The organism is Azospirillum sp. UENF 312511 (assembly GCF_058780635.1).
In genome coordinates this window covers 1,517,521-1,529,573 of the sequence record NZ_JBSNCG010000001.1, presented here as the reverse complement: position 1 = coordinate 1,529,573, position 12,053 = coordinate 1,517,521, and the positions used below count along the sequence as shown (strand labels likewise).

10 protein-coding genes are annotated in these 12,053 nt (G+C 66.9%); 4 read left to right on the top strand and 6 right to left on the bottom strand.

What is annotated here, in order from left to right:
- Nucleotides 1-67: 67 nt before the first annotated feature.
- From ACWPN7_RS07135 to ACWPN7_RS07120, 4 genes are all read left to right on the top strand, one after another.
- Nucleotides 68-1,045: a TAXI family TRAP transporter solute-binding subunit gene (locus ACWPN7_RS07135; protein WP_207197940.1), complete on the top strand. Its 978-nt coding sequence runs from the start codon at nt 68-70 to the stop codon at nt 1,043-1,045.
- 236 nt (nt 1,046-1,281) lie between these two features.
- Nucleotides 1,282-3,357: a TRAP transporter permease gene (locus ACWPN7_RS07130; RefSeq protein ID WP_051658344.1), complete on the top strand. Its 2,076-nt coding sequence runs from the start codon at nt 1,282-1,284 to the stop codon at nt 3,355-3,357.
- A 50-nt stretch (nt 3,358-3,407) separates the two neighbouring features.
- Entirely contained in the window at nt 3,408-4,421 is a 1,014-nt protein-coding gene (gene dgcN / locus ACWPN7_RS07125; protein WP_040134928.1) for an N-acetyltransferase DgcN, read from the top strand.
- A 129-nt stretch (nt 4,422-4,550) separates the two neighbouring features.
- Nucleotides 4,551-4,976 (top strand): NUDIX hydrolase, encoded by a 426-nt coding sequence (locus ACWPN7_RS07120; protein ID WP_040135837.1) that lies wholly within the window; start codon nt 4,551-4,553, stop codon nt 4,974-4,976.
- Nucleotides 4,977-5,057: 81 nt separating this feature from the next.
- Here ACWPN7_RS07120 and ACWPN7_RS07115 read toward each other — a convergent pair whose 3' ends face one another.
- The 6 genes from ACWPN7_RS07115 to ACWPN7_RS07090 all read right to left on the bottom strand — a co-directional run bounded on the left by ACWPN7_RS07115 (nt 5,058) and on the right by ACWPN7_RS07090 (nt 12,040).
- On the bottom strand, nt 5,058-6,521 hold the full coding sequence (locus ACWPN7_RS07115) for a tagaturonate reductase (RefSeq protein WP_459197173.1): 1,464 nt from the start codon (nt 6,519-6,521) through the stop codon (nt 5,058-5,060).
- Nucleotides 6,522-6,553: 32 nt separating this feature from the next.
- Nucleotides 6,554-8,041 carry a UxaA family hydrolase gene (locus tag ACWPN7_RS07110; protein ID WP_040134925.1) on the bottom strand — a complete coding sequence of 496 codons (1,488 nt, stop codon included), beginning with the start codon at nt 8,039-8,041 and terminating at the stop codon, nt 6,554-6,556.
- Nucleotides 8,042-8,092: 51 nt separating this feature from the next.
- Nucleotides 8,093-9,340: a TRAP transporter large permease gene (locus tag ACWPN7_RS07105; RefSeq protein WP_282184632.1), complete on the bottom strand. Its 1,248-nt coding sequence runs from the start codon at nt 9,338-9,340 to the stop codon at nt 8,093-8,095.
- Between the two features lie 23 nt (nt 9,341-9,363).
- On the bottom strand, nt 9,364-9,834 hold the full coding sequence (locus tag ACWPN7_RS07100) for a TRAP transporter small permease (RefSeq protein WP_040134921.1): 471 nt from the start codon (nt 9,832-9,834) through the stop codon (nt 9,364-9,366).
- 59 nt (nt 9,835-9,893) lie between these two features.
- Nucleotides 9,894-10,868: a C4-dicarboxylate TRAP transporter substrate-binding protein gene (locus ACWPN7_RS07095; RefSeq protein WP_040134919.1), complete on the bottom strand. Its 975-nt coding sequence runs from the start codon at nt 10,866-10,868 to the stop codon at nt 9,894-9,896.
- A 155-nt stretch (nt 10,869-11,023) separates the two neighbouring features.
- Complete coding sequence (locus tag ACWPN7_RS07090) at nt 11,024-12,040, bottom strand: zinc-binding alcohol dehydrogenase family protein (RefSeq protein ID WP_307832782.1); 1,017 nt, start codon at nt 12,038-12,040, stop codon at nt 11,024-11,026.
- Nucleotides 12,041-12,053 lie beyond the last annotated feature (13 nt).

Genomic DNA, 12,053 nt, shown 5'->3' with positions numbered 1-12,053 from the left:
CAAGCCTCCGACCCAAAGGCATCATTTCGTTACGACGCGAAATAATTGGGAGGTTGTCGTGAAGTTCATGTCCAAGACCCGCCGTCTGGCCTTCGCCGCCGTGGCGGGCGCGGTCGCCATCGGCGCCACCGTCGCCGTGGCGCAGACCCCGGCCTTCTTCCGCATCGGCACGGGTGGCACCGCCGGCACCTACTATCCGGTGGGCGGGCTGATCGCCAACGTCATCTCCGGCGCCAACGGCGGCGTGCCCGCTCTGGTGGCGACCGCCGTGGCCTCCAACGGTTCCGTCGCCAACATCAACGCCATCAAGGGTGGTTCGTCCGAGTCGGGCTTCTCGCAGTCGGATGTCGCCTACTGGGCCCACACCGGCACCGGCCTGTTCGAGGGCAAGGGCAAGGTGGAGGACCTGCGCGTCATCGCCACGCTCTACCCGGAAACCATCCATCTGGTCGCCCGCAAGGACGCCAACATCAAGTCGGTCGCCGACCTGAAGGGCAAGCGGGTGTCGCTGGACGAGCCGGGCTCGGGCACGCTGGTCGATTCGCGCATTGTGCTCGGCGCCTTCGGCCTGACCGAGAAGGACGTGAAGGCGGAGTATCTGAAGCCGGGTCCGGCGGGCGACCGCCTGCGCGACGGCGCTCTGGACGCCTACTTCTTCGTCGGCGGCTACCCGACCGGCGCCATCTCCGAACTCGCGACCTCCTCGGGCATCTCGCTGGTCCCGATTACCGGGCCGGAAATCGACAAGATGCTGGCGCAGTACCAGTTCTTCGCCAAGGACACGGTGCCGGCCAACACCTACAAGGACGTTCCGGAGACGCCGACCATCTCCGTCAACGCCCAGTGGTTGACCAGCGCCAAGCAGCCGGACGACCTCGTCTACAACATCGTCAAGACGCTCTACAACGAGAAGAGCCGCGCCGCGCTCGAAGCCGGCCACGCCAAGGGCAAGCTCGTCACGTTGCAGACGGCGACCAACGGCCTGGGCATCCCGCTGCATCCGGGTGCGGAGAAGTTCTACAAGGAACAGGGTGTCCTGAAGTAAGGCGCGCTCTCCTTACATTTTCTCATGCCGCATCCGACCAGTACAACCCTCTCCCCTCCGCTCGCGCGCAAACGAAGTTTGCGCTGACGCGACAGGCGGACCTTCGGTCCGCCGAAATTGGGGAGAGGGTGGCCCGAAGGGTCGGTGAGGGGGATGCGGTTTTGCCGAACTTCCCGACACGCGCAACCCCCTCACCCTAACCCTCTCCCCAGAGGGGAGAGGGGAATGGAGCATCCATGACCGATACCCATCGCGATCCGCCATCCGACATCCGGCTGGATTCCGCGTCCATGGAACTCGACGAGGCCAAGGCGCGGGAGTTGGAGGAGAAGTTCGACTCCGAAATCCGCTTCCGGCCGCTGTCGCCGCTGGCGGGGAAGCTGGTCGGCGGGCTGCTGATCATTCTGTCGCTGTTCCACTATTACACCGCCGGCTTCGGCCTGCTGCCGGAGATGGAGCATCGCGGCATCCATCTCTCCTTCGTGCTGGGCCTCGTCTTCCTGGTCTTCCCTTTCACCAAGCGCGGCTACGGCGAGCCGGTGATGGGCACGCTGCTGCGCCCGCTGGGCATCGGCCTTCAGGACTGGGCGCTGGCCATCGGCGCGGTCGTCGCGGTGATGCACGTCCCGCTGATCCCGCTCGACGATCTGGCCTTCCGCGTCGGCAACCCGACCACCACCGACGTCGTCCTCGGCTCCATCCTGATCGTCGTGTTGCTGGAGGCGACCCGCCGCTCGGTCGGCTGGCCGCTGCCGATCATTTCGCTGATCTTCATGAGCTACGCGATCTGGGGGCCGCAGATGCCCGGGCTGCTGAAGCATCCCGGCGCCACGGTCTCGCAGCTCGTCGACCATCTCTATCTGACGACGCAGGGCGTTTACGGCATCGCGCTGGGCGTGGTGGCGACCTACGTCTTCCACTTCGTGCTGTTCGGCGTCTTCGCCACGCGCATCGGGCTGGGGCAGCTCTTCCTCGACTGCGCGGCCTGGGTGGCCGGGCGCTACGCCGGCGGTCCCGCCAAGGTCGCCATCTTCGGGTCGGCGCTGTTCGGTATGATTTCCGGCTCCTCGGTCGCCAACACGGTGACGGTGGGCTCGCTGACCATCCCGGCGATGAAGCGGATGGGCTACAAGCCGCATTTCGCCGCCGCCGTGGAATCGACGGCCTCCACCGGTGGGCAGATCACCCCGCCGATCATGGGCGCCGCCGCCTTCCTGATGATCGAGTTCCTGGGGTTGCCCTACACGACCATCATCATGGCGGCCATCGTCCCGGCCTTCATGCATTTCTTCGGCGTGCTGGTGCAGGTGCATTTCGAGGCCAAGCGCAACGGCCTGCGCGGTTTGCGCCCCGACGAGATGCCGGATCTGAAGGAGGCCTTCCGCCGCGACTGGCCGACGGTCATTCCGCTGGTCGTGCTGATCGGCATCCTGATCGCCGGCTACACGCCCTACATGGCGGCCTTCTGGGGCATCACCCTGTGCATCGCGGTCGGCCTGCTGAACCCGCGCAAGCGCATGACCATCTGGGAGGTTCTGGACGGGCTGCGCGACGGCGCCAAATACGCGCTGGCGGTCGGCGCCGCCGCCGCCACGGTGGGCATCATCGTCGGCGTGGTCACGCTGACCGGCGTCGGCTTCAAGATCTCCTACATCGTCACCTCCACCGCGGGCGAGATGGCGGTGTGGGCGGGGGCCTTCCTGCCGGGCTGGCTGGCCGACGCCAAGGCTCTGACGCTGCTGTTCACGCTGATCATGACCGGCGTGGTCTGCATTCTGATGGGCTGCGGCATTCCGACGACGGCCAACTACATCATCATGGCGACCATCGCCGCCCCGGCGCTCGGCCTGCTGGGCGTGGCGCCGATCGTCGCGCACTTCTTCGTCTTCTATTACGGCGTGCTGGCCGACATCACGCCACCGGTGGCGCTGGCCGCCTACGCGGCGGCGGGCATGGCGGGGGCCGACCCCTTCAAGACGGGCAACACCGCCTTCCGGCTGGGCTTGGCGAAGGCGCTGGTGCCCTTCGTCTTCGTCTTCTCGCCGTCGTTGCTGCTGGTGGCGCCGGGCTTCAACTGGCCGGACTTCTTCATCGCCTTCCTCGGCTGCATCGTCGGCATCGTCTGTCTGGGCGCCACCCTGACAGGCTGGCTGCTGACCAACATGCGGACCTGGGAGCGGGTGATGCTCGGCATCGCCGCCATTCTGCTGGTGACGCCGGAGTTGTATTCGTCGTTGCTGGGGCTGGCGCTGATCGTGCCCGTCCTGCTCCGCCAGATGTCCGCCCGCCGCCTGACGCCAGAGCCGGCCTGACGCCCGAGCCCGCCTGAAGAACAACCGGTCTCTTCGAGAGGACCCGACAAATGAACATTCCCCATCCCTACCTGATGTTCCTCGGCGATGTTCAGGACCAGCTCGGCGCCAAGACGGCGCAGGGCATCGTGGACTGGCGGCGCGACTGGTGCCTCGGCCAGATCCGGCTGGAGGGCTGCAAGGCCGACCTCGGCATCCCTGACATGACCATCGCCGAGGCGGCGGGGCAGGGCGCCCGCACGCTGGTGGTCGGCGTGGTGAACGCCGGCGGCGTCCTGCCGGAGCATTGGACGAGCTTCATCGTCCAGGCCATCGAGTCCGGCATGGACGTGGCGAGCGGCCTGCACACCCGGCTGGAAAGCATCCCGGCGATTGCCGAGGCGGCGGCGCGCCACGGCCGCCAGCTCTTCAACGTCCGCCATTCCGACCAGCGCTTCGCCACCGGCAAGGGGACCAAGCGTCCGGGCCGGCGCCTGCTGACGGTCGGCACCGACTGCTCCGTCGGCAAGAAGTACACGGCGCTGGCCCTGGAAAAGGAGATGCGCGCCCGCGGCATGGACGCGGATTTCCGGGCCACCGGCCAGACCGGTGTCTTCATCTCCGGCCGCGGGGTCGCCATCGACGCGGTGGTGGCGGACTTCATCTCCGGCGCCGTGGAATGGATCGCCCCGGCGGCCGATCCGGCCCATTGGGATCTGATCGAGGGGCAGGGCTCGCTCTACCACCCCTCCTTCGCGGGCGTGTCGCTGGGGCTGCTGCACGGCGCCCAGCCCGACGCCTTCGTCGTCTGCCACGAGCCGACCCGCAGCACCATGCGCGGCGTGCAGCACCCGCTGCCGTCGATCCAGGAAGTCATCGACCTGACGATCCGCTGCGGACGGCTGACCAACCCGGCCATCCGCCCGGTCGGAATCGCCATCAACACCAAGGCCTATGGCGAGGACGAGGCGCGCGCCTGCCTGGAGGCGGCGGCCAAGGCTCATGACCTTCCGGCCAGTGACCCTATCCGGTTTGGCGTAGGCGAAATTATTGACCGTCTGACGGAAGAATTTGCCACTGAGTAACGTTAATAGGGGATGATCATGGTGCCGATGGGCGGCACGAAGCACAGCCGCCCATCGTCATAAGAATGATCGCCCGCCATCCCGTTCAGCCGAATTGGATCGCGGGTCCGGCCTCCCCACTTGGATATGATGAGCAACCGCACTCCCGCCACCCAATACGCCGCCCTTCCTTTCCGCCTTCGCAACGGCCGGCCGGAAATCCTGCTGGTCACGTCGCGGGAAACCAAGCGGTGGATCATCCCCAAGGGGTGGGCGGAGGAGGGCGTGAAGCCCTGCGACATGGCGGCGCGGGAGGCCTACGAGGAAGCCGGCGTGCGGGGCACCGTCGATCACCGGCCCTTCGGCAATTTCCGCTACATGAAGCGGCTCAGCGTCAACAAGTCGGTCCTGTGCGCGGTGACCGTCTTCCTGCTGGAAGTCGACGAGATGCTGGACGAGTGGCCGGAGAAGGGCCAGCGCGAGCGCCGCTGGATGACCCCGTCGCAGGCCGCCCTGGCCGTCGGGGAAAGCGGCCTCGTGGAGATGCTGCTGCGGCTGGGCATCCCGCCGGACTGAGCCGGACCGGCGCAACACAACGCGGTTCTCAAAGAAAAAGGCCCCTTCCGCACCGGCGGAAGGGGCCTTTCGCTGTCTGCCCTACAGCCTTGCGGCAAGGCGGGCGAAGGTGAAGGGCTCGTCCGTCAGGAAGCGGATGTCCTCGATCACCTGGGCGCGCAGCGAGCGGTCGTCGATGCTGCAGCCCCAGAAGGCCGTCTCGCCCAGATAAGCGGCGACCATCGCCTCCAGCCCCGCCGGGGTGCCGTCGTCCAGGGCGCCGATGGCGCGGACACGCTCGACGATCTCGGCGGAGTCGCGCGGTGGCAGTGTGTCGGCGCCGGGGAAGCGGCCGAGATAGAAGGCCAGCCAAGCGGCCAGCGACAGGCTCATCAGCGGCGCCGGCCGTCCGAACCGCTCCCGGTAGGCGAGCAGCCGGTCCAGGTTGCGGGTCTGGTACTTCACGAGGCCGTTCAGGCTGATGTCGTACCACAGGTGCCGGATGTAGGGGTTGCGGAAGCGGCGCAGCACGGCGGCCGCGAAGTCCTCCAGCTCCGGCTTCGGCAGGGTGAGGAAGGGGATGACCTCCTCGTTGAGCAGCCGGTCGAGGAAGCGCGCCCCGGCGGGATCGCTCACCGCTTCGCCGACCGTCTCGACGCCCGCCAGCAGGGCCAGGGCGCACAGGCCGGTGTGGGCGCCGTTGAGGATGGCGACCTTGCGCGCCTTGTAGGGAGTGACGTCCGCCGTGACGACGGTGCCCTCGTCATGCTCGCCCAGCGGAAGGCGCAGCGCCGGCATCCCCTCCTTGCGCTCGATCACGAACAGGTGGAACAGCTCCGCCGCCGCCATGAAGCTGTCGTCGTAGCCCAGCTCGCTGCGCAGGTCGTCGGCCTCGGCGCGCGGGAAGCCGGGGACGATGCGGTCGACCAGCGTGTTGTAGAAGGCGTTCGCCGTCTCGACCCACGCGATGAAGGCCGGCTCCAGCGCCCAGTCGCGGGCGTGCAGCAGGACGATGCGCTTCAGCTCCTCGCCGTTGTGGTCGATCAGCTCGCAAGCCAGCATTTGCAGGCCGGCGTCGGGCGCGCCGTCAAAGGCCTTCCAGCGCTCGTGCAGGAAGCGGGTCATCTTGCCGGGGAAGGAGACCGGCGGCTCGTCGGCGTAGGCCACCGACGGGACATAGGCGATGCCGGCGTCGGTGGTGTTGGAGACGACGACTGTGACGTTCGGGTCGCGCGCCAGCTCCAGCACCGACGCCCAGTCGCCGTGCGCCGCGATCTCGTTGCGCACGCAGCCGATCAGCCGGGCCTGCGAAACCTTCCGGCCAGCCTCGTCGACGCCGCGCGACAGGACGGTGTAGACGCCCTCCTGCTCGTTCAGCGTCTGCGGGAAGCCGCCGGGGATGGGGCGGACGACGGTCACGCCCCAGTCGCCGCCGGTGGCCTCGTTCAGGCGCTCGACCTTCCAGTCGAAGAAGGCGCGCAGGAAGTTGCCTTCGCCGAATTGCACGATCCGCGTCGTCGTCGGGCGCGGCCGTCCGTTGAGAAAGGATGCGTTCAGGCGCTGCATGGTCGGCGTCCTTGTCTGAGAGGTGGCGGGGTTCAGAGCGTGACGCCGGACTTGAAGATCACGAGGTCGTGGACGTCGTTCTCCTCGTTGCGCGCCTCTTTGCCGTTGGCGACGGCGAGGATGCTGTCGATGAAGGACGGCAGCAGGCTGTCCACCGTGGCGGTGGCCTCGGCGATGGGGCCGGCGTTGAAGTCGATCCAATGCCGCTTCTTCTCGGCCATGGCGGTGTTGGTGGCGATCTTCATGGTCGGCACGACGCCGCCCAGCGGCGTGCCGCGGCCGGTGGTGAACAGCACGATGTGGCAGCCAGCGGCGGCCAGGGCGGTGACCGCCACGCCGTCGTTGCCCGGCGCCTCCAGCAGGGTCAGGCCCGGCTTGCGGATGCGCTCGGCGTAGCGGATGACGTCGCGCACCGGGGAGAGGCCGGCCTTCTGGGTGCAGCCCAGCGACTTCTCCTCCAGCGTGCTGATGCCGCCCGCCTTGTTGCCGGGCGACGGGTTCTCGTAGATCGGCTGGTTGTGGTCGAGGAAATACTGCTTGAAGTCGTTGATCAGGGTGACGACCCCCTCGAAGACCTCGCGGCTCTCGGCGCGCTCCATCAGCAGATGCTCGGCGCCGAACATCTCGGGCACCTCGGTCAGCACGGTGGCGCCGCCGATCCCGCACAGCCAGTCGGAGAGGGCGCCCAGCAGCGGGTTGGCGGTGATGCCGGAGAAGCCGTCCGAGCCGCCGCACTTCAACCCGATGCGCAGGCGGTCGGCGCCGACCGGCTCGCGCTTGTCCTCGCGCATCACCGCGGCCAGCTCGGTCATCGCCTCCAGCGACGCCTCAAGCTCGTCCGACACCTCCTGGGTGGTCAGATAGCGCAGGCGGCGCGGGTCGGGATGCTCGAAGCCCTGGGTGAACAGGGCGCGGGTGTTGTTCTCGCAACCCAGCCCCATGACCAGCACGCCGCCGGCGTTGGGGTGGATGGCGAAGTCGCGCAGAATGTTGCGGGTGTTGTCGAGGTCGCCGCCGAGCTGCGAGCAGCCGTAGGGATGCTCCAGCACCATGACGCGGGAGCCCTCGGGCAGCAGGCCCATCTTCTCGAAGCGCTTGGCCGCGTTCTTGGCGAGGCCGTTGACGCAGCCGACCAGCGGGATGATCCACAAGTCGTTGCGCACGCCGATCTCGCCGTTGGCGCGGACGAAGGCCTGGATGGTCGGCGCCTCCCGCTTGGCCGGCGCCGCGTCGTTCGCCGGGCCGGCGTAGGCGTAGTCCTGAACGCCGCCCAGCGCGGTCCCGATGTTGTGGGTGTGGATGTGCCGCCCCACCGGGATCGCCTCCTTGGCGAGGCCGATCACGCTGCCGTACTTGATGACCCGGTCGCCCGGCTGGTGCGGCGTCACGGCGAACTTGTGGCCCTGCGGCACCTCGTCGAGCAGGACGACGCCCAGACCGTCGATCGCGGTGCCCTGGGCCAGCGGCTCCAGGGCGACGGCGACGGTGTCGCTGGAATGGATCTTCAGGTACTTCGACATGTCAGGCCCCTTGGGGGAGAAGCGAGGGAAGCGGGAGGGCGGCAGGACGGGTCAGCGGGACAGGAGCAGCGAAAGCTCCGGCACGAAGGTGACGAGCATGAGCGAGATGAACAGCGCCACGAAGAGCAGGGTGGACTGCTTCATGAAGTCCGAGATCTTCACCTTGGCGAGGTTGCAGACCAGCAGCATCACCGTGCCCACCGGCGGTGTCAGACAGCCGACCGCGAGATTCACGATCACGACGATGCCGAAATGGATCGGGTCGATGCCGAGCTGGTGCACCGTCGGCATCAGCAGCGGGACCATGACGATGAGGATCGCGTTGCCCTCGATCAGCATGCCGAGGAACAGCAGCAGCAGGTTGAGGATGATCAGGAAGACGTACTTGTTGTCGGTCAGCGCCGTGATGAAGGTCGCCAGCTGCTGCGCCGCCTGCTCCAGCGACAGCACCCAGGCCAGGGCCGAGCAGGCCATGATGACCAGCATGACCGAGGAGGTGGCCTTGAAGGTGCCGACCAGGGCGTCCAGCACATGGGCGACGCGCATCTCGCGGTAGATCACGAAACCGATCACCAGGACGATCAGCACCGCCACCGCGCCGGCTTCGGTCGGGGTGAAGATGTTGGCGCGGATGCCGCCGATGATGGCGACCAGCAGAACCAGTACCGGCCAGGCGCCGACCAGCGCGCTGGTGGTCTCCGAGGCGGTGGGCCAGCTGTCGCGGGACGGCGGATAGCCGTTGCGCTTGGACACGATGTAGGCGGCGCCCATCAGCATGATGGCCATGACGATGCCGGGCAGAATGCCGGCCATGAACATGGCGCCGATGGAGACGTCGGCGACAAGGCCGTAGATGATCAGCGCGATGCCCGGCGGGATGATCGGCGTGACCAGCGCGCCCGACGCCGTGACGGCGGCGGCGAAGGCGCGGTTGTAGCCCTTGCGCTCCATCTCCGGCACCAGCATGCGGGTGAGCATGGCGCTGTCGGCGAGGTTGGAGGCGCTGACGCCGCCCAGCAGCGTGCTCAGCATGATGTTGGTCAGGGCCATGCCGCCGGTGAACTTGCCGACCAGCAGATCGGCCACGCGCAGCAGGCGCTTGGCCACGCCGGTGTGATCCATCAGCGTGCCGAGCAGGATGAAGAAGGGGATCGCCAGGAGGGACAGGTTCTGCGAGGCGCCGATCAGCCGCTGCACCGCGATCTGGTCGGGAACCGGGCTGAAGAACACGAAATAGACAAGAACCGATGCAAAAATTGCAATGTAGATTCGCATGTTCAAAGCGAAAAGACAAAGCATAACAAGAATGATGACGGGCCAGCTCATGGCGCTTCCCCCTTCACGATCACCATGATGTCAATAAAGCAGCGGTGCAGAAGATAGGCGACGAGGCCAGCCGCACCGACCGGAACGGCAATGTCGATCCAGAACCAGGAGATCTGAAGAATTTCCGTCAGCTTGTATTGGGCGCTCTGGGCCAGCAGGTAGCCGAGCCAGCCGGCATAGCCGAGAACCAGGATCGACAGGGCCGAAATGGCCAGATCGACCGCCGCCCGGATGCGGGTGGGCAGCAGGTCCACGAACAGCGGGATTTCCAGATGCTGGCCGTCACGCTCGGCGACGATGGCGCCGATCATGATGATCCAGATCATCAAAAGCCCGGACATTTCCTCGCCCCAATGCAGCGGGGCGTCGAAGACATAGCGCGCAATCACCGCCACGATGGTCATCACCACCAGACCGGCCAGCGCGGTTCCCGCGACGACCGACGGCAAACGCCGGATCAACTCCATGGCACAATCCTCCAGACGATCCGGGCGGAACGGAGGCTCCGCCCGGATTTCCTTATTTTTTACTTGAGATCCTTCTGGATCTGTTCGTACAGGCCAGCCGACCACTTGGGGAACTGGGTGTAGACGACCTTGGTGGCCTCGCGGAACGGCGCCGGGTCCGGCTGGACCACGGTGACGCCGGTCGCCTTCATCTTCTCGATGAACTCGGCGTCCTGCTCGGCGGCCAGCTTCTGGCTGTAGAGACCGGCCTCGTAGCCGGTCTCGTGGACCATCTTCACGACGTCCGCCGGCAGCTTGCTGAAGAAGGCTTCGCCGCCGACCCACACCGAGGTGTTGGTCAGATAGCCGACGAGGCTGAGATACTTGGCCTGCTCATGCAGCTTGGCGCCGTACAGCACGGAGATCGGGTTCTCCACGCCGTCGATCAGGCCGGTGGTCAGGGCCGGATAGACCTCGCCCAGCGGCATCGGGGTCGCGGTGGCGCCCATCGCCTCGATCGTCTTGATCTGCATCACGTTGTTCGGGACGCGGATCTTCATGCCCTTGAGGTCTTCGGGCGTGTTGATCGGCTTCTTGGCGAGGATGTGGCGCACGCCGTACAGGTAGTTGGACATGACGATGTGCACGCCCTTCTTGCGCAGCCCCTCGTCCTTCTTCTTGAACCAGTCGCTCTCGTAGATCTTGAAGAGCTTCTGGGGATCGTCGGTCAGGTACGGGCCGAAGAGAACGCCGAGGTCGGCGTCGTAGTCCTGCAGGAAGCCGACGTCGGTCAGGGTGATGACGTTCATCCCCATCATCGCCTGTTCCATCACGTCCTTCTTGGCGCCCAGCTGGGAGCTGGGGAACAGCTTCAGGGTGATCTCGCCCTTGCTCTTCTCCTTCAGAAGGTCGGCCCAGTGATGCATCACCCGGTCGAGCGGCTCGCCCGGGTTGTTCTCATAGGCGACCATGATCTCGGTCTTGGCCATGGCGCCGGACGCGGCACCGATCGACAGCACGCACGCGGCAAGGGCAGACGCCAAAAAGCGCTTCATTGTTATTTCCTCCATAGTGGATGCCGGGGAGCCCGTCTGCGGACGTGGCTCATGGACGGGTCCCGCCGAACATGGCCGGACCCGGCGGCGGGACCGGCATGTCCCGCCGCAGCAGTTCTGGTGGTGACGGCGCCCGGTGGGCGCCGCCGGAAAGGTCAGCGCTCGATCATCACCTTGACCGTGGTGTCGCGCTCCTTGGCCCAATAGGGCAGGGCCTTGTCGGCCTCCTCGAAGGGGAAGACCTTGGAGATCAGGTCGTCGGGGGCGTGATCGAGCGTTTCGAGATAGCGGATGACGGCCTGGAAATCCTCTGAGGTCGCGTTGCGCGACCCCATGATGTCCAGCTCCTTCAGGTTGAAGAACTGCGTCTTGTAGGACACCGGCTCCTTGGCGTAGCCGATGTAGACGACGCGGCCGGCGAAGGACACGAGGTCGATGGCCTGGGTGAAGGTGGCGGGCAGGCCGACCGCCTCGATCACCACGTCGGCGCCGTCGCCGTTGGTCAGTTCCATGACCCGGGCGGCCACGTCCTCCTTGGCGGCGTCGATGGTGTGGGCGGCGCCGTAGCGGCGGGCCAGACCGGTCTTTGCCTCGCCGATGTCCACGGCGATCACCGTGGCGCCGCGATGGACGGAGCCGGCGATGGCGCCCATGCCGATCATGCCGCAGCCCAGCACCAGAACGGTGTCGGCCGCCTCGACGCGGCCGCGCGCCGCGGCGTGGAAGCCGACCGACAGCGGCTCGACCAGCGCCAGATGGCGCGGCGCCAGCGTGTCGTTCAGGATCAGCTTGCCATAGGGCAGGACGATGCGTTCGGCCAGTCCGCCGTTCTGCTGCACGCCCAGCGTGCGGTTGCTGCGGCAGGCGTTGACGCGGCCCTTGCGGCAGGACGGGCAGGTGCCGCAGGCGGTGTAGGGAATGACGATGGCGCGCCGGCCCACGGTGTACTCGGCCGGAACGCCCTCACCCACCGCGGCGATCTCGCCGCCGATTTCGTGGCCAGGGATGCGCGGCAGCGAGACCAGCGGATTCAGCCCCTTGAAGGTGCTGAGGTCGCTGCCGCACAGGGCGACGTGGCGGATGGCCAGGAGTACCTCGCCGGGGCCCGGAGTCGGCTCCGCCACCTCGTGGATCGCGCAGACGTCCACGCCTTCGATCATCAGTGCTTTCACAGGTGATGTCCTT